The sequence below is a fragment of the Maribacter huludaoensis genome, from assembly GCF_029350945.1.
Classification (GTDB): Bacteria; Bacteroidota; Bacteroidia; order Flavobacteriales; family Flavobacteriaceae; genus Maribacter; species Maribacter huludaoensis.
In genome coordinates, this window is record NZ_JARKMS010000001.1 from 921,100 (window position 1) to 943,429 (window position 22,330).

Below are 22,330 nucleotides of genomic sequence, written 5' to 3' on the forward strand. Positions count from 1 at the left end.
TCAAAATATTAGTACAGTATTTTTTATGATTTCTAAAAACCTTTAATAGATGGCCTTTGATTTTCTAGTTCCGGTATCGGATAAAGTTTTAGCCCATAATGAGTTGTTGCCCAGCCAGGCAATAGGTAAAAATGCCCACATACATACAGAAAAAGATGGTTTGCCGGTTCTGGCAAACGTTACAGTTGCAATTGTGGGGGTAAGAGAGTCAAGAAACGCCTATGAAAAGAAACATGAAAAATTAGATGTTTCTGCTATAAGATTACAGTTTTACAAACTTTTAATAGGTAATTGGAATGCTACTATAGTAGATTTAGGGGATATAGAGGAAGGTGCTACGGTAAATGACACTTATTTTGTAGTGAAAGAAGTAGTGGCCGGTTTACTGGAAGAAGATATTATACCAATAATTTTAGGGGCTACACAAGATATTACCTATCCTGCCTATAGGGCTTTTGATGGTATTAGGGATATGATCAACCTGGTAGCGATTGATAGTAGATTTGATTTTGGTATAGAAGATGAGCTTATATCTTCACATTCTTACATGAGTAAAATCATTACCGATAAACCAAACAACCTTTTCAATTTTTCAAACATTGGCTATCAAAGCTATTTCAACGCTCAAGAAGAAATAGATTTAATGGAGCGATTGTTTTTTGATGCATACAGGCTAGGGGAGGTCGCCAATGATATTTCTTTGGCGGAACCTGTGCTTAGAAACGCTCATATGGTAAGTCTGGATATGCGATCTGTAAAGGCAAGCGAAATTTCTTTGTCAGCTAATTTTTCTCCTAACGGGTTTAATGGTAGAGAAATCTGCGCTATTTCTAGATATGCCGGTATTAGCGATAAAGTATCTGTATTCGGCTTGTATGAAATGGAGAACACCGTACAGTCGCAACAGCTTATAGCTCAAATAATATGGTACTTTATAGAAGGTATCAATTTTAGAATCAAAGAATCTCCATATACCAAAACAGATGACTTTGTAAAGTACAATGTACCAAGCGAAGATGAAGAATTGGTGTTCTACAAAAGTTTATTGACCGAAAGATGGTGGACAGAAGTTCCATCTATTTTCTCTTCACATACTAAAGGCCATACACCTGCGTTATTACCTTGCACCGAGAAGGATTATTTAGATGCATGTAATCAACAAATTCCTGAAAGGTGGTTTAAGGCCTACAAGAAAGGCTTTAATTAACATAATTATTTTTAAAGTATAAAAAGACTTTAATACAATATTTTATATAAAACCTAGTTTTAGTTGTTAGAATAAATTATTGTATTCTGAGTTTAACCATAATCGAAATTTAACCTAAAGTATGAAGAAGCTATTGTTATCCTCTATAGCGTTTGTTTTTTTACTCACAAGTTGTGGGTCTAAACAGAAAGGTGAGCTAACTGGAGTCCAGGGAAAAAAATGGTATCCGGAAAAACCATATGGAATGGAACTTATCCCAAGGGGTTCTTTCATAATGGGTAAGAGTGAAGAAGACCAAGGAAAATTATTGAATGCGCCTACCAAGACGGTTACGGTACGTTCTTTTTACATGGATGATACTGAAATCACAAATAGTGAGTATCGTCAGTTTGTAGAATGGGTAAAGGATTCTATCGTTAGAACCAAGCTTGCCATTTTAGCTGATGAATTAGGTATTGGTCCGGAAGAAGGAGGTATTGGCGATTATGCTTTTAAAGACGCAGATACTACAAGAGCTTCTGTATATGATAAGTATATGTTGGACAATTACTCAGGTATGGGTGAAACGGGTTACGAAGGTAGGGCGTTGAGCAAAGATGAAGACCTTATATGGAACACTGCAGATTACCCGGACGAGTATTATACCGAGATTATGGATTCTATCTATCTATCTGAAGAAGAATCTTATAACGGTCAACGTACAATTGATGTTAAAACATTAAAGTATAAGTATAGCTGGATGGATATAGAGGCTGCCGCACGTGCTTCTGTTAAAGGAAACAAGAGCCGTAAAGACTTTATCCGTACAGAAGAAGTTGAGATATACCCAGATACAACAGTTTGGATCAGGGATTTTTCATACTCTTATAATGAACCAATGCACAATGATTATTTCTGGCACGATGCTTACAGTGAGTATCCTGTTGTAGGTATTAGCTGGAAACAGGCAAAAGCATTCTGTAACTGGAGAACAAAGTTTAAAAACGATGATAACAAGAGTCGTGGTAGACAGTTTGTAAATCAATTTAGATTACCTACGGAAGCTGAATGGGAATACGCTGCAAGAGGTGGTATAGAAGGTGGTACGTACCCATGGGGTGGACCATATGTAATCAGTGACACTGGTTGTTTTATGGCAAACTTTAAGCCACAACGTGGAGATTATGCTGCAGATGCTGCTTTATATACAGTAGAAGCGAAATCTTATGAGCCTAATGACTTTAATATGTACAATATGGCCGGTAACGTTTCTGAGTGGACAAATTCCAGTTACGATCCAAGTGCATATGATTATGTATCAACGATGAACCCTAACGGTGGTGATCAATCTAATACAAGAAAAGTTATTAGAGGTGGTTCCTGGAAAGATGTAGCATACTTCTTACAAGTAAGTACAAGAGATTACGAATATGCAGATTCTGCCCGTAGTTACATAGGTTTCAGAACGGTACAGGATTATATGGGTGAGGAAGATTCCACACAATAAATAATAACATTAACAGTTTTAATATAAATTCAAATTCATTTTTTAACCAAATCTTTTTTTTTAAACCTTAAATTAAATTAAACATGGCACAGTCAAAATCCACAAAAAAATTATTTAACATGGCCTACGGGCTTGGAGCATCAGTCGTTATTATTGGTGCATTATTCAAAATTCTTCACTGGGAGTTAGGACCATTAAATGGTGGTATTCTTTTAGCGATAGGTCTTATTACAGAAGCATTAATTTTTGCGATCAGTGCATTTGAACCGGTAGATGACGATTTAGATTGGTCATTGGTATATCCAGAATTAGCTGGTGGTGAAAGTAAAGCACCTAAGAAAGCTCAAGCTGCAACTGAAGTAAAAGAAGCTGAAGCATCATTATCTAAAAAATTAGATGATTTATTAAAAGAAGCTGGTGTAGACGCAAGTCTTATGGAGAGCTTGGGATCTAGCATTAAAAACTTTGAAGGTGCTGCTAAAGGTATCGCTCCAACAGTTGATGCAATGGAATCTACTAAGAAATATTCAAGTGAAATGGTTCAGGCTGCCGCTCAAATGGAGTCTTTGAACAGTCTTTATAAAGTACAATTAGAAAGTGCTAGCAAGCAAGCTTCAGTTAATGAAGAGGTTGTTCAAAATGCAAGTGCACTTAAAGATCAAATGGCATCTTTGTCTACAAACCTTTCTTCATTGAATGGTGTATATGGTGGTATGTTATCTGCAATGAGCAAAAACTAGTTTGGATTTTTACCAACCCGAATCAATTATTAATAAAAATCTAAATTAAAAATCCATGGCAGGAGGAAAACAATCACCACGTCAGAAGATGGTCAACTTAATGTATTTGATCTTCATCGCAATGTTGGCGTTAAACATGAGTAAAGAGGTGCTAGCGGCATTCGGTATAATGAATGAAAAGCTAGAGACTTCTAACGAAAAGACAACCGCAAGTAACGATGCGTTCTTGGAAAGTCTTGGAACTAAAGCATCTGAAGATGCTGCAAAGTATGATAAGTTATATAAAAATGCTCAGCAGATCAAAGCTATGTCTCAAGAGTATTATGATTACTTAGAAGGACTTAAGAAAGGTATGATGGAAGGGATCGAAGATCCTAAGGATTATGCCCGTATGGACATGTCAGATTACTTGGACCAAAAATTATTTCAAGGTGAAAATTTATCTGAAGATGGTAAAAAGTTCATGAGTAACCTTACAGGTTATAGAGATCAAGTTGCTGCAATTGTACCAGCTGCTCTAAAGCAATCTGTTATCGATCGTTTCCAAACAGGAGATGAGAACGGTAAAGTTGAAAAGAGAGACGGTACAAAGCAAGATTGGATCAACTACCACTATGAAGGGTATCCTTTGGTAGCATCTTTGGCAAAATTAACACAGTTACAGGCTGATGTTAAGATAACTGAAGAAGCAGCTTTGAAATCAATGTTGGCTGGTGAGTTAACTGAGCAAGTTTCTTTAAAGAACTTTGCAACATCTCTTTTAGCTACAAAATCTGCATACTATGCAGGTGAGAAGTATGATGGTAAGATCATTATCAGCAAAACTGATAATTCTTCTACTCCGGTAAGAGCTGAGTTGACTTTAGATGGTAGAAAATTATCTGAAGGTTCTGATTATAAATTAGAAGCTGGTGGTGTTAAAATGTTGATTGGTTCTGGTTCTGCCGGTGATCATGAAGTAAAAGGTACCATCTACTTTAAGCAAGACGGTGAAGAAATTCCTGTTGAGGTTAAAAATTCTTTCGCAACAATATCTAAGCCTAATGCTGCTTTGATCGCTGCAGATAAAATGAACGTTGTATATAGAGGTGTTGCTAACCCAATGTCTATCTCTATACCAGGTATACCTAACAATAAGGTTAGAGCATCTGCTCCAGGTCTTAAAGCGGTAAGTGGTAGTAAGTATGTGATGACACCAGGTACTGGTAGAAATGTAACTATTACAGCTTCTGGTACATTGCCAGATGGTCAGTCTGTATCTTCTAAGTCTGAATTTAGAATTAAGGATATTCCAAGACCAGAAGGTAGCATAAGCAAGCAAACAGGTAGTCTTAAACTTCCAAAGAGAAATGTTGAGATCGCTACTATAGGTGCTGGTTTAGAAGATTTCGATTTTGACTTGAACTTAGCTGTAAGCGGTTTCAAATTCAAAGTTCCAGGTCAACCAACAGTTTCTGTAAGAGGAAACAAAATGAATGCTAAGGCTAAACAAGCTTTAGGTCGTGCTAAAAGAGGAGATATTGTACAAATATTCGATATCGAAGCTTATATCACAAATAACAAAAGTTACAAGTTGAAGAAAGTATCTCCGGTAGTTGTGGAGATTACAAACTAATAAATGGAATGATACCGGGTAGGTCCTAAGGACTTGCCCGGTTAATTTTAAAGTGAAGTAAACATGAATTGGAAAAATGTTTTAGTAATGGGGGCGGTAACAATGTTACCTTTATCAATGATGGCCCAAGCAAATGTATTGAATGCAAAGAAACCAAGTGAGGTTGGTATTCGTACAGAAGCTCAAAAGGCTGTTGATAATGATGCTCCGTTAGAATATGGTTATGTAGATGATAGGGATATCCTTTGGTCTAAAACCTTATGGGAAACCATTGATTTAGATGAGAGAGTTAATTTCCCCTTATATTACCCAACAGATACTATGGATATTGGACCGGATAGAAGGTCTTTGTACCATGTACTGGTTAAAAATTTAAAAAGTGGAAAATTAGATACTTACACAGATTCTTATTTTACACAAAAAAGGACTTTTGACGATTTAAAAGATGCTTTACAAATGGTTGATACCCTAGATTACGGGTATGAGCAAATGAATGCAGGTGAAGCAGTTTCTGAGGAGTATATTACTCGAAGAACGATTTCTGCGGCAGACATTGAAGAATACCACATTAAAGGAATTTGGTATTTTGATAAAAGGCAGGGAGAATTAAAATACCGTCTTTTAGGTATTGCTCCTGTTGCACCAGATGTAAACTTTATGGATGATGACAATCCAGATATGGTAGAGCTTTTTTGGGTATGGTACCCAGATGCACGTGAAATGTTACACGAAGCAAAAGTTTTCAACCAACAAAATTCAGCACAGCCTATCTCCTTTGACATGCTTTTAAATGCACGAAGATTCGATGCTGTTATCTATAAAGAAGATAACGTACAGGGCGACAGAAAAGTAGATGATTACATTTCTGATAATGCTTTGTTCCAATTATTGGAAGCAAAACGAATTAAAGAAACAATTAGAGATAAGGAACAAGACATGTGGGCTTACTAAGCTTACTGAAAATCCAATTCACATAAAAAAAAGACCCGATCGAAAGATCGGGTCTTTTGTTTTTATATAACGTTTTATGCAATTGTCGTTACCTTTGTGTCATGGTAGATTATATAGTGGTAGGGTTAGGATTGGCGGGTACTGCATTTTGCGAAACCTTGCGTAAAAACGATAAAACTTTTGTTGTTTTTAATGACCGATCGCAGACATCCTCTCGTGTTGCGGGCGGTTTGTATAATCCCGTTATTTTAAAACGCTTTACCCTTTCTTGGCGGGCAGATGAACAATTACCTGTTGCTACCGAGTTTTACACGCAATTAGAGCAATTTTTGAATGTAAAGTTTGATAAAAAGCTGAACGTGCTACGAAAATTTGCCTCAATTGAAGAGCAGAATCTGTGGTTTGAAGCCGCAGATAAAAATAAGCTTAAGCCATATTTAGCTACAAAGCTGGTGAATAATGAAAATGCCGGACTAAATATTCCTTTTCAATTGGGTAAAGTTTTAGAGACAGGTAGGTTAGAGACCCTAACACTTTTTAATAATTATGAGAATTGGCTAAAAGAAGAAAGTAAATTATATACTCAGACCTTTACTTATAACGACCTTCAAATAAAACAAGACTACGTAATTTACAAAGATATAAAGGCAAAGAATGTCGTATTTGCCGAAGGATACGGAATGATGCAGAATCCGTTTTTCAATTATCTACCTATGCAAGGTTCAAAAGGGGAGTATATTGTTATTGAGTCTAAAGGTTTAAATGAATTAAATGTGATTAAATCCTCTATATTTTTAATTCCTCTTGGTAATGATCTGTATAAAGTAGGCGCCACGTACCATAGAAACGATAAAAATAATATAACTACGGAAGAAGCTAAAAGCGAGCTTTTAAATAAATTGGATACCTTACTGAATCATCCATATAAGGTAGTTGATCACGTGGCAGGTATGAGGCCTACGGTCAAAGATAGAAGACCTTTGGTAGGTCAACATCCAAAGTATATTAATTTATGGTTGTTGAACGGTTTTGGGTCTCATGGAATTACAATAGCTCCTTGGGCGGCAAAAGCGCTATATAATCGTGTAGAAAAAGAATTGCCTCTGCTTGAAGAAATGGATATAGCTCGTTTTAATAGGAATTAGGAATTTTTAAAATTATTTGTTGCGTTAGGGTCATAGGTTATGAACATGTTGATCCAAATATTACGGGATAACCTCATAATTACCGGCATAAACATAACAAGTGTCGCAATAATAGCTATAAATGTTTCTATAAGGTCTGCACCAACAAACAAATATGCAATAACAAAGGCCGCAACTGCAAAAGCAATTCCTACTCCATAACTAACATACATGGCGCCATAAAAGAAAGAGGGTTCTATTTTATATTTTAAATCGCAATGGCTACATCTTTCGTGCATTTTAAAGATTTTGCCCATATGGTACGGGTTTTTGTCCAAATACATACTTTCTTTATGACATCTAGGACAACTTCCTGTTAAAATGCTGTAGAGTTTGTTTCCTTTTTTTAACATTTGCAAAACTTTGCACTAAGGTACGATTTTGAGATATTTCTCATATTGCTCTACTGTAGTTATAATGATAAAATTAGCTTAAAACTCATCAAATTTTATATGGGATTTTTAAGTAATCAATAGAAGAATTAGAATTTATGTTAAACGTTCACAACCTATCAGTCTCTTTTGGAGGAGAATATTTATTTGAAGAAATTTCATTTCGTTTAAATGCCGGTAACAGAGTGGGGCTAGTAGGTAAAAATGGAGCAGGAAAATCTACTTTGCTGAAGTTGTTAAATAAAGATATGCCTTTGGATACCGGTGTAATAGCGGTAGAAAAAGATATTAAGATCGGATTTCTGCGTCAAGATATAGATTTTGTTGAAGGAAGATCAGTATTGGAAGAAGCGTATCAAGCTTTTGAAGAGATCAAGGCTTTGGAATTAAAATTGGATGAAATAAATCATCAACTTGCAGAACGAACGGATTATGAATCGGATTCCTATAGTCAGCTCATTGTAGACTTGAGTGATATAACGCATCATTATGAAATTTTAGGGGGTTATAACTATCAGGGGGAGACAGAAAAAATACTACAAGGTCTAGGTTTTAGAAGAGAGGATTTTGATAAAAAAACAGAAACATTTTCCGGGGGATGGAGAATGCGTATAGAGCTTGCCAAATTGTTATTGCAAACTAACGATGTTTTATTGCTGGATGAGCCTACCAACCATTTAGATATAGAATCTATCATTTGGTTTGAGCAGTTTTTGAACAACTATACCGGCGCCGTAGTTATTGTTTCACACGATAAAATGTTCCTGGATAATGTAACGAACAGGACTATTGAAATCTCATTGGGGCGTATTTACGACTACAATAAACCTTACACTGAGTATTTGGTGTTAAGAAATGAAATAAAGCAACAACAGGTAAATGCCCAAAAGAACCAAGAAAAAGAAATTCAACAGGCAGAACGCTTAATAGAGAAGTTTAGGGCCAAGTCTACCAAGGCCTCTATGGCGCAGTCATTGATCAAAAAGTTGGATAAGATTGAACGTATAGAAGTTGATGAGGATGATAACAGTGTTATGAGCCTTCGTTTCCCAATTTCGGTTACGCCGGGCAAGGTTGTGGTAGAAATAGAGGAACTTTCAAAAGCGTATGGTAATAACTTAGTGTTAAATGACATTAACCTGTTAATTGAAAGGGATAGCAAAACTGCTTTTGTTGGGCAGAACGGACAAGGAAAATCTACCTTGGCAAAGATTATTGTTGGCGATTTGGAACATGAGGGTCACTTAAAACTGGGGCATAACGTGCAAATAGGCTATTTTGCACAGAACCAGGCGGAATATTTAGATGGTAACAAAACCATTTTAGATACCATGATAGATGCGGCCAACGAAAAAAATAGAAGTAAAGTAAGAGATATTTTAGGGTCGTTTTTATTTAGGGGAGATGAAGTGGATAAATATGTGAAAGTTCTTTCCGGTGGTGAACGTAATCGTTTGGCTTTGGCCAAAATGTTATTACAGCCTTTTAATGTTCTTGTAATGGATGAGCCCACCAACCACTTGGATATAAAATCTAAAAATGTATTGAAGCAGGCCTGTTTAAATTTTGAGGGAACTTTGATATTGGTATCCCATGATAGGGATTTTCTTCAAGGACTTACTAATAAAGTTTATGAATTTAAAGATCAAAAGATAAGAGAGTATTTAGGCGATGTGGACTACTACTTGGAACAACGTAAAGTAGAAGATTTTAGGGCTATTGAAAAAAAGCAGGCAGTAGCTACATCAAAAGAAAAACCTAAAGCATCCAATTCTTTTCAAGACCAAAAAAAATTAAAGAGTTTAAAGAACCAATTGAGCTCGGTTGAAAGTAAGATCGGAACACTTGAGAATGAAATTAAGAATATAGATCATGAGTTGTTGGTAGATTATGACGCCACTATAGCCAAGCCCAATTTCTTTGATGGTTACCAAGCTAAAAAGAAGGAATTAGAAACATTAATGCAGAAATGGGAAACACTTACAATGGAAATTGAGGAGTTGGGTTAAACAAATAATACCAAACCTACAGTTTTGCTACTTTCACAACATATTTTGCTACTTTCACAACAAACAGAGGTCACTCAACGATAAAATTTCAGTTTTCAGCGTTATTAGTTCAAATTTGTAGGAGAATTCTTAGTGTGAGAATTTTCCAAACCACCATCTTATGAAAAAATTATATTATTTAAGTTTCAGCCTATTTTTTCTGACAACGATTTGTTTTGCAGAAGTTTCCAAAAAGGAGAAGAAAGCGTTAATTGATTTATATGAAACCGCAAATGGTAATCACTGGGTAAAAAAATGGGATTTAAAGACTCCTGTTTCCCAATGGCATGGTATTACGGTAGAAAATGATCAAGTAGTAGAGATTAATTTATTCCATAATAATCTTATGGGTGCAATTTCTTCTGAAATAGGTAATTTACAGAATCTTAGAGTGTTGAATTTAGCATTCAATTCTTTAACTGGTGCTTTGCCTTCAGAAATAGCGAATCTTGCCAACTTAAAAGTGTTGAAATTAGAAATGAACAGGCTTAATGGTAAGCTGCCAGAAGGTATTGGTAGTTTGGTTCAATTAGAAGAGCTTTCTGCGTTCAACAATTTTTTTACAGGAGAAATTCCGGCTACGTTGGGTAATCTAACCAGTTTAAAAGTATTGAATCTTTCTAGTAATGAGTTTTATGGCGATATGCCAAGTTCATTGGGCGCACTATCGCAATTAGAAACTTTAGGTCTTTTTGAAAATAGATTGGAAGGCGCAATACCAAGAGATATGGGCAAACTTAGTAAGTTAAAGGAACTGGTCTTGGCCAATAATAGATTTATAGGAGATATACCAAATGAGTTTGCGGAATTGGCAAGTTTAGAAGTATTTCAAATTCAGAATAATAATTTTAGTTCTTTTAAGGCATTAGAGTTATTGGAAACAAAAGAATACTTGGTTTTTGATTATGATAAAGAAGATAAAAAGTTAGAATTTAAAGATATAAACTTCAGTAAGACCAGAATGGCGGATACGAAGTTTGAGGATATAGAAGAGTAAGAGTAGTTTACACTTTTAGTTAGTTTGGTGAAAAAAAGAGATGTTGAACAGCATCTCTTTTTTGTTATAAGTACATTAATATCAATGGCGTATCATAAATGTATTTTTTGCACGTTATAATAAAAGTACTTTTTACACTAGTACCGTTTTTATATGGTATAACTAAGTAAATGGTATACGTAAAGTCCCCCAAACAATTAATTTTTTCAATATGAAAAATTTTATAACCTATGCCTGCTTAATTTTTATTTTGTCTTGTAGTTTCTCTGTTCATGCTCAAATACCTTCAAGCGAAAAACAATATTTATTAGATTTTAACAAGAGAACCATTGGCGAACAATGGCAAAACAAATGGGATCTACAGGATGATCCTTCTACATGGTATGGTGTAGAAATTACGGATGGCCATGTAACGGCATTAAAACTTTATCGCAATAATCTTAAGGGTGCTATTCCAGAGGGAATATCAAAATTATCGCATTTAAAGACATTGAATCTGGCTTTTAATATCATAGAAGGCAAATTACCTAATGATATATTCCAGTTAGAAGAGTTGAAGGAGATACGTTTAGAAATGAATAAACTATCAGGTAATCTACCTCAAGATTATTCAAAAATGAAACAGTTGGAAGAACTGTCCGTTTTCAATAATTTATTGCAAGGAACAATTCCTGAAGGAATAGGGGAGATGTCAAATTTAAAGTCGCTGAACCTATCAAGTAATTATTTGGAAGGTAGTTTGCCAAAATCAATTGAAAAATTGGCTAAACTGGAAAGGCTGGAACTTTTTGGTAACAAACTGGCAGGCGCCATAGAAGTAGATCTAGGACGTTTGGTGAACTTAAAGGAACTGATACTTTCATATAATAAGTTTGAAGGTGATCTGCCAAGTGGTATGGCAACTTTGAGCAATTTGGAATTTGTACAATTACAGGGCAATGATTTTAGATCGCTGAATTCACTGTTAAGGATGCAAAGTTCTAAATTGGCCGTTTTTGATAGCGATGACGAATTTTTAAACATGAAGTTTGGTTCAACAGATGCGGACAGAACAAGAATTGTTGATACTAAGTATGAAGATGCAAAAAGAAACTAGACGAGTATAATATTGATAAAAAAAGGGATGCTTTGGCATCCCTTTTTTTGTTTTTAATCTTCACGCCCAACGCCTATTTTATGATTACTTTAACCATAAAAGCGCTCCATGCCAGATAGGTTTTTTTGTAGTTTCGCCAATGATATATTGATATCCAAAAGTTTTACGTTAAAATCTCATTAAAACAAGTGCCACGTTTTAACAATAAATTTATTGTTTCTTCAAATGGTTTTAGGGTTTGGGACGAATACACAAAACTTTTGAACAATGGTGAATAAAGCTGAAATAGGATCAAAGTCGGTTCACTACCAAATTTGGTCGTTTCATTTAATTGCCATAATCATAAGGGATATTAAAAAGTATTTTTGATACCAAGTTTTTTGGAAATACGCTTATAAATTAAAATAAAATGCGAAAAATTATTTTTACCGTTCTAGGTTTGTTACTAATTGTAGTATCCTTTTTTTTAGCAGGGATTATTATAGATAGTAAGAAAACATTTAAACCGAAATCTGAAAAAGTAGTAAAAACTGTTTTTACGGAGGTTGTTAAGAATGGTACGGTACCTATCGTAGTATCTGCCAATGGTAATTTAACGGCCAAGCAGCGGGTAGAGCTATATGCTGAGGTTCAGGGAGTATTCAAAAAAGGTAGTAAGTTGTTTAAGGAAGGTCAGGCTTTTCGTCAAGGTGAAACCATTATCAGTATAGATGCCAATGAATATGCCGCAAGTGTACAATCTGCAAAAAGTAATCTTTTCAATCAACTAACGGCGGTAATGCCAGATTTAAGATTGGACTACCCTGACATTTATTCTAAGTGGCAAGAGTATCTTTCTAATTTTGATATGTCTAAAAGTACCCCGGCACTTCCGGAGTTGGCAACGGAAAAAGAAAAGTTTTTTATATCCGGTAGAGGAATTTTAACCAGTTACTACAATGTTAAGAATTTGGAGCAAAGATTGTCCAAGTATCGTATAACCGCGCCATTTTCGGGCGTTCTAACAGAGGCTTTGGTTACTGAGGGTACTTTGGTAAGATCAGGCCAAAAATTAGGTGAATTCATCAATACCGAAGTATATGAACTTGAAGTTGCCATTAGCAAAAGATACACGGATCTTTTAAAGGTAGGGGAATCTGTAGAATTGACCAATTTAGATGATAACACTACCTATAAAGGAAAGGTTACCAGAATCAATGGTAGTATAGATCAATTAACGCAATCGGTAAATGCATATATAGAGGTTGCGGATAAAAACCTTAGGGAGGGTATGTACCTAGAGGCAGACCTAGATGCCAAAAAGGAAGAAAATGCCATTGAAGTTGACAGAGGGTTGTTGTTAGATGGCAATCAAATATTTGTAGTAAAAGACTCTGTGCTTGATAAGATAGATGTAGAACCCGTTTATTTTTCCGATAAGCGCGTAGTGTTAAAAAATGTACCGGATGGTGTTACTATAGTTTCTAAACCAATTAGTGGTGCATTTACAGGGATGTCCGTAAAAATTTACTCTGAACAACCAGAAAAAACAAAAGAATAATGCGTAAACTGATAGAGTATTTTATTCGGTACCATGTTGCGGTCAATGTGGTCGTAATTTCTTTTGCCTTATTTGGTATCGTTGGTGCCAAGGCGCTGAAGTCTTCTTTCTTTCCGCTAACAGATTCAAAGAATATTGCCATAACCATTACATACCCGGGGGCATCTCCACAAGAGGTTGAGGAAGGTATTGTTCTTAAAATTGAAGATAACCTAAAAGGGCTAGAAGGTGTTGATCGTGTTACCTCTACGTCTAGGGAGAATAGTGGTACTATAAACGTTGAGATCGAAAAAGGCGAAAATATAGATTTCATGCTTTTAGAAGTCAAGAATGCCGTAGATAGGGTGCCTACGTTTCCTACAGGTATGGAGCCATTGATTGTTTCTAAACTAGAGACCGTACGCCAAACAATATCATTTGCTATTAGCGGGGAGGATATTCCGTTAGCGACTTTAAAAAGTGTAGGCAGGGATATTGAAAATGACTTAAGGGCAATGGATGGTATTTCTCAAATAGAAATATCGGGCTTTCCAGATGAGGAGATTGAAATAGCCGTTAATGAAAATGACCTTTTGGCCTATGGTTTATCTTTTGCGGAAGTAGCCAGCTCGGTTTCAAGTGCCAATATTTTAGTAACGGGCGGTAATATTAAGACCGATGCGGAAGAATATTTAATACGTGCCAATAACCGTTCATACTATGGTAGTGAATTGGGTAACCTAGTTGTGCGCGCAGATCAATCCGGTAATGTAATTCGTTTAAAGGATGTAGCTGTAGTTAGGGATAGATTTGCGGAGAGTCCTAATGCAACGTTTTTCAATGGTAATCTATCGGTTAGCACAACGATAACGAGTACCAATAATGAAGATTTAATTGCTGCAGCGGACCAGGTAAATGCCTATGTAGACGAGTTTAACGAAAAGTATAACAATATTAAATTGGACGTTGTATCCGATCAGTCCACTACGCTTAACCAAAGAACCCAATTACTTACGGAAAATGCCATTATGGGTATGGTTTTGGTACTCATATTTTTATCCCTGTTCCTGAATACCAGATTGGCGTTCTGGGTTGCCTTTGGTCTACCTGTTGCATTCTTAGGTATGTTCGTTTTTGCAGGTTTCTTTGATGTGACCATTAATGTACTTTCACTTTTCGGTATGATCATCGTTATCGGTATTTTAGTAGATGATGGTATCGTAATTGCCGAGAATATCTATCAGCATTATGAAAAAGGAAAGTCTCCTGTTCAAGCGGCGGTAGATGGTACTATGGAGGTTTTACCACCAATCATATCTGCAATTATTACCACAATATTGGCCTTTTCTATCTTTTTGTTCTTAGATAGTAGAATAGGGGAGTTTTTTGGTGAGGTTTCGGTTATCGTAATTTTAACTTTGGTAGTGTCATTGGTAGAGGCTTTGGTAATTTTACCCGCTCACTTGGCACATTCAAAAGCATTACAGCCTATAGATGATAAGCCAAAAAGCGGATTTGCAAATGCCTTTGCAAAGCTTAGGGTGATCAATGAGTTTGGCGACAGGCTAATGGTATGGATGCGCGATAAATTGTATACGCCGGTATTGAGCTTTTCAATGAACCATAAAATATTCATGTTTGCGGTATTTGCATCTGCATTCATTCAAACATTAGGTTCTGTAGGCGGTGGTATTATTAGAACGGCATTCTTCCCTAGAATAGCCAGTGACCGGGTTGGTATAGAATTAGAGATGCCAAACGGTACCAATGAAAAAATTACAGATTCTATTATATCATTGATCGAAGAGAAAGCTGTGATCGTCAATAAAGAATTGACTGAGGAATATCTTGATGGATCGGATAAACAAGTTTTTGAAAACGTGATCAAAAGATTAGGTCCTGGGTCATCTTCTGCGGTATTGACAATTAACCTGCTGCCAGGAGAGGAGAGACCAAATGATATTTCAGCAGATTTGGTTACTAGAAGATTAGAAGAGCTTGTGGGGCCTGTTGTGGGTGTAGAAAGCTTAATTTATGGGTCTGGTGGAAACTTTGGTGGGTCTCCGGTCTCGGTTTCCCTGTTAGGGAATAATATTGAGCAACTGAAAGCTGCAAAGGCAGAGCTAAAAAGCATATTGACCAAAAATCCAAGGTTAAAGGATATTTCGGACAATGACCCGGCAGGTATCAAGGAAATTAGGTTGACATTAAAGGAGAATGCCTATTTATTAGGATTAGATCTTCAAACATTGATGACGCAGGTTCGTGCAGGTTTCTTTGGGGTACAGGCACAACGTTTTCAAAGATCGCAAGATGAGATTAGGGTATGGGTCCGTTATGATAGAAAAGAGCGTTCGTCAATTTCCAATTTAGATGATATGCGTATCGTAACTCCGTCAGGTGATCGCGTTCCATTGAGTGAAATTGCCGATTATACCATTGAACGTGGTGATGTTGCCATCAATCGTTTGGAAGGTAGAAGGGAAATTCAAGTGTCTGCCGATATGAAAGACGTAAAGGATAGTCCTACGGAGATTATGACAGAAATCCAAAATGTACATATGCCGGAGATACAATCTAAGTATCCTACGGTAAGTGCATCTTATGAAGGGCAGAACAGGGAGTTGGAGAAATTAACAGGCTCGCTAAAGTTAGTGGGTTTCACGGTAATTCTTTTAATCTATATCACAATTGCATTTACGTTTAGGAGTTTCAGTCAGCCGTTAATGCTACTATTATTGGTGCCGTTTAGCTTTACGGCTGTAGCATGGGGACATTGGATTCATGATTTCCCAATTAACGTACTTTCTATTTTAGGTATCATTGCCTTGATCGGTATTATGGTGAACGATGGTCTGGTGCTTATTGGTAAGTTCAATTCTAATTTGCGTGAAGGTATGACCTTCGACAACGCCATATTTGAAGCTGGTAAATCTAGGTTCAGGGCTATTTTCTTGACATCTATAACTACCATTGCAGGATTGGCCCCTTTAATGTTAGAAACAAGTAGACAGGCCCAGTTCTTAAAACCAATGGCCATATCTATTGCCTATGGTATTGGTATTGCTACGGTACTGACATTATTGATGTTGCCATTGTTCCTATCGTTCAGTAATAATCTAAAAGCTCAGAACTTATCTTTTGCTTCTGGCCATAAGATTACGAAAGAAGAGGTGGAAAGAGCTATAAAGGAAAGAAAAGAAGCCAATCATTTAGAAGGCCATTCACAAGAAGGTATAGAAGGTAGCAAGCATCAAGAACAAATTGAAGCAGGTTCACATTGATATAAGAATATAGATAAGTTATAATGAGTAAAGTAAAATTCATCATATTATTGGTATTTCTGCCCATGTGCACAGTTTTCGCGCAAGAGAAAACACTCTCTAAAGAAGAAGCTGTAATCAAGGCGTTAGAGAGCAATTACGGTATAGAGATTGCCAGAGGTCAAGTTGATATTGCAGAGAATAATACCAGTATTTTAAATTCAGGCTATTTGCCAACGTTGACCGGAACGGCAGCTGCTACATATAACAACAATAATACGACTACTGAGTTTCCTGGTCAGTTTAACGAGGATGGTAGCCAAAGAGACGATATCTCTATAGACGGTGCAGAAAGTCAACGGTATAGTACGGCATTGAACCTAAATTATACCTTGTTTGATGGTTTGGGCAGGTTTTATAATTATAAAAGATTAAAAGAGCAATATCAGTTGAGCACGTTACAGGCTCGGGAAACTATAGAAAATACCATGATCCAAATGTTCACGGTCTATTTTGAAATTGCAAGACTTACGGAAAATAAGAATGTACAAAAGCAGGCATTGGAAATCTCTAGGGATAGAATAACGAGATCAGAATACTCTTTTGAATATGGTCAAAATACTAGATTGGATATATTGAACGCCCAAGTAGATATGACCAATGATAGCATTAATCTATTGAATACGGAACAGCAATTGGCCAATGCGAAGCGTGATTTGAATGTAGTGCTTAATCAAGATTTAAATACCCAATATGAGGTAGATACCACCATTGTTTTTATACCGAAGTTTCAAATAATGGAATTTATGGATAAGGCAATTGCCAATAACGTAGCAGTGCTACAGACCGAAACTAACTTAAATATCAATGCATATGATATTAAAGTAAGCAAGTCCGGCTATTTACCAACAATCGGTCTGTCAGGTTCTTATGGTTGGAACCGAAACCAGAACGCACCATCGGCATTTTTAACGGGTGCTGTTTTTCCGGGTACCAATTCTAATGTTGGCAATTATTCATTAGGTGCAAGCCTTACATGGAACTTATTTGATGGTGGTAGCACTACTGTAAGTGTTAAGAATGCGAAAATTACATATGCCAATCAAGAATTATTGAGAAAGCAGGTAGAACTAGAGGTAAATCGTGATATGCAAAATGCTATGGCCTTGTATGAGAATCTATTGAAAATATATCAAATTCAAGAACAGAATGTATTTACCAACCAGAATAACTTTGAGCGTTCTAAAGAGCAATTTCAATTGGGGAGTATTACATCAATCGAGTTTAGGCAGGCACAGATCAATTTGTTGAATGCACAGACCAATAAGAATTTAGCGAAGTATGATGCAAAGTTGGCAGAGCTTCAATTACTGCAACTTACAGGACAATTACTAAATATAGAACTATAAGTAAACCTTAAAGTTTTAATCTCGAATAACGAGCAAATAAATTAGGGAAAAAATGTATAGCGATAGAACAAATAGCGAGCTCATAGAGATAATGAACCAACATTCATTGCTCACTTTTGAAGCACAGTTAAGTTTACATGAAGAGCTGGAAAAACGCGCTGTTGTTGTAGATTTAAGTGATTTGGAAAATACCATTGCCCATAAGCGTGCTGAAATAAATAACTTGGATTATTTAAAAGATTTTGGCTTTAGGGCAGATAAAACTGCAGAAGGTTTGGTTGTGACCAGAACCACAAAAGCATTGCTTACAGATGTATTGGCCGTTGTAGTTGGCCTATTGGTATTCATGTTAGGTATTTACGGTTGTATAAACTTAGTGTATACTTTTATTAACGGTGATGAGCTAGATGTATTTACATTGGCATATAAGTTTGCCATGGCTGCTTTGATATACATAGGATTCAGCTTTTTCAGCGGGTTACAACGTTTGTTCGATTTTTACGGGTTTGAATTAAGTAAGATCAATGGTTCCATTACCCTAAAAAAGCGTTTTGATGTTAAGCTGGAGGAGATTAAGGTAAATCCGTCAGACATTCATTTAGATGTAGATGAAGATGTGCTTTCTTTGAAATTGGGGCATGATACCATTTTCACATCCAACGGAGGCAATTTAATACAGTCCCTGACTTTAAAGGAACTTGCCAAAGAGTTAAAAGCATAAAAAATATTATGTTCGAGCATTATTTTCAATGTCCGTATTGCTGGGAAGAAGTTTCTATGTTATTAGACCCATCGGTGTCATTGCAAACTTATGTAGAAGATTGTGAAGTGTGTTGTAACCCAATTGAAGTTACGCCGCAATTTCAAGAAAATGAGTTGATCGGTTTTGATGTTCAAAGTATAGAGCAATAATTATTCTACTATTGCAATTTTACCGCCAAAGGTATCATCCTTGTCCACGGTTTTTGGGTTGCCGTAAACGGTAATGGCCCCACCGGCCTTTACTTTTGCAATGACCGACTCACTGGCGTATACTTCCGCACTACCGCCAGATAGAACTATTACGGTACTGTTTTTAGTCTTTAAGCCCTTGTTCAAGAGTTTACCACCGGTATTGATCATTATTTCTTGGTCATTACTTGTTCCAGATAGTTTTATTTCGCTACCGCTAGTACTTTTTGCGGACACATTGTTGTAGGCAATATTCAAAGTTATGGTACTGGCATCTTGTGCCTCAATTTTTAGGTCGGTGCCAATAACCAGTCCCGTTGAAATAATTCTAGAATTTTTGTTGGCATCTAAAACGGATAGTGCTTCGGTATAGAAAAGAGTAAGGCTTAAAATGGTACTCAAATTAGATTCGCCAGAGCACATTTTTAGCCTTAAACGCCCATCGTTTTCGGTAATGCTTAGTTCTTTCTTATCGGCAGCGCTTATTTCAATTTTATTTTCCTCACCTTTTACCAGGGTAACACTTATTCTGTCATATACGCTTAGCTCGGTATATTTTTCTAGAGGTATCGTGGCTCGGTGTTGTGCAAGAGTGTTTAAGGTAGAAAACAGGATAAACGTTAAGAACAAAAATGGCTTCATGTAAAATTGGTTGTTGTGTAATACAAAGTTAAGGTACAAATGGGCTCTTATCACAATGGCTATTGTTTCAAAACCTTTTTTTGTTTAAAATGTCAGTTCGAGTGTTTTAAAAGAAGCGTAGTGAATTTTAAAAATATAATAGAAACATATTACTGGCAAATCACCACACAAACTCCTTTTTAAAAGTTAAATAATGGTGCAAACAGACATAGGTTTTGCAGTTTTGCTATCTTAAACAAGCGTTTGCTGTTAACTGGTCTATGAAGAAAAAATATCTTTTTATTGTTTTGATTGTTATTGGTGGTATTGTAGGTTTTGCCGGTGTACAATACTTGCCAACGGCAGAACAAGAGATAATGTCCAAAGAATTGGATTCTATAGCTTCGCGAAGAGATCTGCGTAGAAGTTTTTTTGATAAACGGGAAATTTTGGTCGTATACGGGGCAAAAGATACCGCTTTGCAAAAGCAATATAAAAATATTCTTCATGAGCTTTCATTAGTAGAAGTATCTCGATCATGGCGCAGTGTCAAAGTCAACTTCAAAAGTGTTGATGAGGTAACCCATGAAGTGTTGAACAATAGCATTGTGTATTTAGTGGGGACCATAGCTGATAATCCACTCATTAAGGAATACATAGGTAACACCCCTTTTAAAATATCGCCATTAAAAATAAAATTGGGAGCTAAGGTAGTACCCAATAATAATTCGGTTTTAGGAGTATGCTTTTATCCCAGTCCCAAAAATCCAAAAATTCCTTTTGCCATCTTAACAGGTACAGATGCTCAAGAAGTGTTTTCCTTATTTGCGGAGAAAATAGAAAATCGGGGACAATCGTTTTACCGCCAGAATTTAGAATATGAGGTGTATGAGAGCAAAGAGCGATTGGTCATGGGCGATTTTAATGCAAACTGGGGAATAGATGAATCTACCTTTTTTAATTTTGCCCAAGGTTCTAGGGTGTTGTTAGATACTGATGATGTTAAGTTTGTAGACCACCAGAAAGCCGTTCAAGAAGCAGATGTAGCCAAGTGGCAAGCATTGATTTCCACATCAAAAGCAGAGATCATAAATTTTGTAGGAGGCAAGAACGTACCAAAGATCACGTATAATTTTTATACCTGTACAGAAGAAAAAGGTTTAATGACGGGCAATACGGACCACGCAACGTTTGATACCGTTACAAATTCCGTACACAACATAGTCAATAATATTTATGCAGATAATAACATTGGCAGGGACAATGCGCTGTTATTGCACCACCTGATCGGTAAGAGCAATAAAAATATCATGACCTTGGGCTTGCCAATTTATTTTACCAAAACTTGGCAAATGAAGGGATACAAGTATTGGGCCGCAAGATTGGTAGAATCTGAAAATACGTTTACGGTAGCAGAGCTGTTGAACAACTCATTCTTGGAGATGGAATCTTCGTTGATTAGAGATTGTATGGCAGGTGCGTTCACTGATTTTTTGATTGATACCTGGGGCAAAGAGACATATCTAAACCGTTATCATAAGCTGTCGCTTACCCAACAAGAGGTAAGAACACTTGAAGCGAAATGGCAGGACTATTTGGCGGAATTACCAAAAACACACCCCAAGAAAGATACGGTAAAGAAAAAAATGCCCTATTTAAAAGGCTTTAATTTTGCACATGAGGGCTATAGTATTTACAACGGTTACGGTTCAAAAAAAGCAACGGAATCTTTGTTGAAGCAAATGAATATGGGTAGTAATGCCATGGCAATTGTTCCGTATACGGGTATTAATGATATCAATACACCAACCCCATTACATTTTAGTGATAATGCCGGAAGCGAGAATGATGATGCCGTGGTACATGCCGTTTCTATGGCAAGTGATATGGGTATGTATACCTTATTGAAACCTCAAATTTATGTGGGCGGTAGTTGGCCTGGTGGTATAGACATGCCTACAGATGCCCAATGGGACAAATTTCATGACTATTATTATCGGTGGATTCGCCATTACGCTTTTTTGGCGGAGATTCATGAGATGGATGCGTTGTGTATTGGTGTAGAATTTACCAAAGCAACATTGTCCCAACCCCATGCATGGCGCCAGATGATCAAAAAGACACGCGCATTATATTCCGGTCAACTGACCTATGCCGCTAATTGGGGCGATGAGTTCGAGAAAATCGACTTTTGGGACGATCTGGATTTCATTGGGTTAAACTCCTACTATCCGTTAAGTAAAAAAGACAACCCTACAGATGAGGAAATGAGCTTAAGGTTCGATACCGTGAAGACCAAAATTAAAAAAGTATATGACCGTTTTAAAAAAACCATTGTATTTACGGAAATAGGTTTTAGGAGTGTAGCTACTCCGTGGAAGAATCCGCATGCAGAGGCAGACGATACTATAAATGAAGAAGCACAGCGCAGATCTTACGAAATTATCTTTAAGGGTATTGAGAATGAACCCTGGTGCCAAGGTATCTTGTGGTGGAAATTCCCAAGTTATTTAGAATACCGTGGAGAACATAACAATGCCTTTACGCCAAACAATAAATTGGCAGAAGAAACGGTACGTCATTGGTTCGGTCAACACTAGGTATAAAGTGCTATAGTACGTAGCTATTCTGCTTACATCTCATAGTATTCAATTTTTCATTAGGTACTGTTTGTTTTTATTTTTTCCATGTTTTTTGCCCTTCCCTAAAATTTCATAATTGGCTAAGGTTGTTTTAGGTGTAATTATAGACGTTTGGGTCATAAATACCATCGGTTAGCCATATTCCACGTTATTTTTGTGCATAAACTACATAGGTTTATTACGGTATATTTGAGAAATACCATTAGAGA

Annotated in this window: 17 protein-coding genes; 15 read left to right on the forward strand and 2 right to left on the reverse strand. The window is 36.4% G+C overall.

The window, feature by feature from the left end; genetic code table 11:
* The first annotated feature begins 49 nt into the window (after window positions 1-49).
* From PXC01_RS04010 to PXC01_RS04035, 6 genes are all read left to right on the forward strand, one after another.
* Window positions 50-1,207, forward strand: coding sequence for a formimidoylglutamase (locus tag PXC01_RS04010; protein WP_276471075.1), 1,158 nt, complete (start codon window positions 50-52; stop codon window positions 1,205-1,207).
* Window positions 1,208-1,328: 121 nt separating this feature from the next.
* A complete protein-coding gene (gene porK / locus PXC01_RS04015; RefSeq protein ID WP_276471076.1) occupies window positions 1,329-2,693 on the forward strand; it encodes a T9SS ring complex lipoprotein PorK/GldK in 1,365 nt (454 codons plus the stop codon).
* Window positions 2,694-2,776: 83 nt separating this feature from the next.
* Entirely contained in the window at window positions 2,777-3,433 is a 657-nt protein-coding gene (porL, locus tag PXC01_RS04020) for a type IX secretion system motor protein PorL/GldL (protein WP_276471077.1), read from the forward strand.
* Window positions 3,434-3,488: 55 nt separating this feature from the next.
* Entirely contained in the window at window positions 3,489-5,048 is a 1,560-nt protein-coding gene (porM, locus tag PXC01_RS04025) for a type IX secretion system motor protein PorM/GldM (RefSeq protein WP_276471078.1), read from the forward strand.
* Between the two features lie 63 nt (window positions 5,049-5,111).
* Window positions 5,112-5,999: a type IX secretion system ring subunit PorN/GldN gene (gene porN, locus PXC01_RS04030; protein WP_276471079.1), complete on the forward strand. Its 888-nt coding sequence runs from the start codon at window positions 5,112-5,114 to the stop codon at window positions 5,997-5,999.
* Window positions 6,000-6,100: 101 nt separating this feature from the next.
* Window positions 6,101-7,144, forward strand: coding sequence for an NAD(P)/FAD-dependent oxidoreductase (locus PXC01_RS04035; protein WP_276471080.1), 1,044 nt, complete (start codon window positions 6,101-6,103; stop codon window positions 7,142-7,144).
* Here PXC01_RS04035 and PXC01_RS04040 read toward each other — a convergent pair.
* Window positions 7,141-7,536, reverse strand: coding sequence for a DUF983 domain-containing protein (locus PXC01_RS04040; RefSeq protein WP_276471081.1), 396 nt, complete (start codon window positions 7,534-7,536; stop codon window positions 7,141-7,143). The two genes, PXC01_RS04035 and PXC01_RS04040, sit on opposite strands and share 4 nt — an antisense overlap.
* Window positions 7,537-7,673: 137 nt before the next feature.
* On the opposite strand from PXC01_RS04040, the gene PXC01_RS04045 reads away from it, so the two are divergent.
* From PXC01_RS04045 to PXC01_RS04080, 8 genes are all read left to right on the forward strand, one after another.
* The gene (locus tag PXC01_RS04045; protein ID WP_276471082.1) at window positions 7,674-9,584 is read left to right on the forward strand and encodes an ABC-F family ATP-binding cassette domain-containing protein; all 1,911 of its coding nucleotides are present in this window, start codon (window positions 7,674-7,676) and stop codon (window positions 9,582-9,584) included.
* A gap of 160 nt (window positions 9,585-9,744) precedes the next feature.
* Window positions 9,745-10,620, forward strand: a complete 876-nt coding sequence (locus PXC01_RS04050) for a leucine-rich repeat domain-containing protein (protein WP_276471083.1) — start codon at window positions 9,745-9,747, stop codon at window positions 10,618-10,620.
* 211 nt (window positions 10,621-10,831) lie between these two features.
* Window positions 10,832-11,716, forward strand: a complete 885-nt coding sequence (locus PXC01_RS04055) for a leucine-rich repeat domain-containing protein (RefSeq protein ID WP_276471084.1) — start codon at window positions 10,832-10,834, stop codon at window positions 11,714-11,716.
* Between the two features lie 409 nt (window positions 11,717-12,125).
* The gene (locus tag PXC01_RS04060; RefSeq protein WP_276471085.1) at window positions 12,126-13,256 is read left to right on the forward strand and encodes an efflux RND transporter periplasmic adaptor subunit; all 1,131 of its coding nucleotides are present in this window, start codon (window positions 12,126-12,128) and stop codon (window positions 13,254-13,256) included.
* Entirely contained in the window at window positions 13,256-16,519 is a 3,264-nt protein-coding gene (locus PXC01_RS04065) for an efflux RND transporter permease subunit (protein ID WP_276471086.1), read from the forward strand. Before PXC01_RS04060 ends, PXC01_RS04065 begins: the two co-directional genes overlap by 1 nt.
* A gap of 23 nt (window positions 16,520-16,542) precedes the next feature.
* The gene (locus tag PXC01_RS04070) at window positions 16,543-17,907 is read left to right on the forward strand and encodes a TolC family protein (RefSeq protein WP_276471087.1); all 1,365 of its coding nucleotides are present in this window, start codon (window positions 16,543-16,545) and stop codon (window positions 17,905-17,907) included.
* Between the two features lie 52 nt (window positions 17,908-17,959).
* Window positions 17,960-18,628, forward strand: a complete 669-nt coding sequence (locus PXC01_RS04075; RefSeq protein WP_276471088.1) for a hypothetical protein — start codon at window positions 17,960-17,962, stop codon at window positions 18,626-18,628.
* Between the two features lie 8 nt (window positions 18,629-18,636).
* Entirely contained in the window at window positions 18,637-18,819 is a 183-nt protein-coding gene (locus tag PXC01_RS04080; protein ID WP_276471089.1) for a CPXCG motif-containing cysteine-rich protein, read from the forward strand.
* Here PXC01_RS04080 and PXC01_RS04085 read toward each other — a convergent pair whose 3' ends face one another.
* Window positions 18,820-19,500 carry a head GIN domain-containing protein gene (locus PXC01_RS04085; protein ID WP_276471090.1) on the reverse strand — a complete coding sequence of 227 codons (681 nt, stop codon included), beginning with the start codon at window positions 19,498-19,500 and terminating at the stop codon, window positions 18,820-18,822.
* A 260-nt stretch (window positions 19,501-19,760) separates the two neighbouring features.
* On the opposite strand from PXC01_RS04085, the gene PXC01_RS04090 reads away from it, so the two are divergent.
* Complete coding sequence (locus PXC01_RS04090) at window positions 19,761-22,079, forward strand: glycoside hydrolase family 113 (protein WP_276471091.1); 2,319 nt, start codon at window positions 19,761-19,763, stop codon at window positions 22,077-22,079.
* The last annotated feature ends 251 nt before the right edge of the window (window positions 22,080-22,330 follow it).

Coding starts and splice junctions, on each gene's coding strand:
- PXC01_RS04085 (WP_276471090.1), bottom strand. CDS start 19,500: ATGAAGCCATTTTTGTTCTTAACGTTTATCCTGTTTTCTACCTTAAAC.
- PXC01_RS04040 (WP_276471081.1), bottom strand. CDS start 7,536: ATGTTAAAAAAAGGAAACAAACTCTACAGCATTTTAACAGGAAGTTGT.
- PXC01_RS04055 (WP_276471084.1), top strand. CDS start 10,832: ATGAAAAATTTTATAACCTATGCCTGCTTAATTTTTATTTTGTCTTGT.
- porN (WP_276471079.1), top strand. CDS start 5,112: ATGAATTGGAAAAATGTTTTAGTAATGGGGGCGGTAACAATGTTACCT.
- PXC01_RS04045 (WP_276471082.1), top strand. CDS start 7,674: ATGTTAAACGTTCACAACCTATCAGTCTCTTTTGGAGGAGAATATTTA.
- porK (WP_276471076.1), top strand. CDS start 1,329: ATGAAGAAGCTATTGTTATCCTCTATAGCGTTTGTTTTTTTACTCACA.
- porM (WP_276471078.1), top strand. CDS start 3,489: ATGGCAGGAGGAAAACAATCACCACGTCAGAAGATGGTCAACTTAATG.
- PXC01_RS04080 (WP_276471089.1), top strand. CDS start 18,637: ATGTTCGAGCATTATTTTCAATGTCCGTATTGCTGGGAAGAAGTTTCT.
- PXC01_RS04070 (WP_276471087.1), top strand. CDS start 16,543: ATGAGTAAAGTAAAATTCATCATATTATTGGTATTTCTGCCCATGTGC.
- PXC01_RS04075 (WP_276471088.1), top strand. CDS start 17,960: ATGTATAGCGATAGAACAAATAGCGAGCTCATAGAGATAATGAACCAA.
- PXC01_RS04035 (WP_276471080.1), top strand. CDS start 6,101: ATGGTAGATTATATAGTGGTAGGGTTAGGATTGGCGGGTACTGCATTT.
- porL (WP_276471077.1), top strand. CDS start 2,777: ATGGCACAGTCAAAATCCACAAAAAAATTATTTAACATGGCCTACGGG.
- PXC01_RS04060 (WP_276471085.1), top strand. CDS start 12,126: ATGCGAAAAATTATTTTTACCGTTCTAGGTTTGTTACTAATTGTAGTA.
- PXC01_RS04065 (WP_276471086.1), top strand. CDS start 13,256: ATGCGTAAACTGATAGAGTATTTTATTCGGTACCATGTTGCGGTCAAT.
- PXC01_RS04010 (WP_276471075.1), top strand. CDS start 50: ATGGCCTTTGATTTTCTAGTTCCGGTATCGGATAAAGTTTTAGCCCAT.
- PXC01_RS04050 (WP_276471083.1), top strand. CDS start 9,745: ATGAAAAAATTATATTATTTAAGTTTCAGCCTATTTTTTCTGACAACG.
- PXC01_RS04090 (WP_276471091.1), top strand. CDS start 19,761: ATGAAGAAAAAATATCTTTTTATTGTTTTGATTGTTATTGGTGGTATT.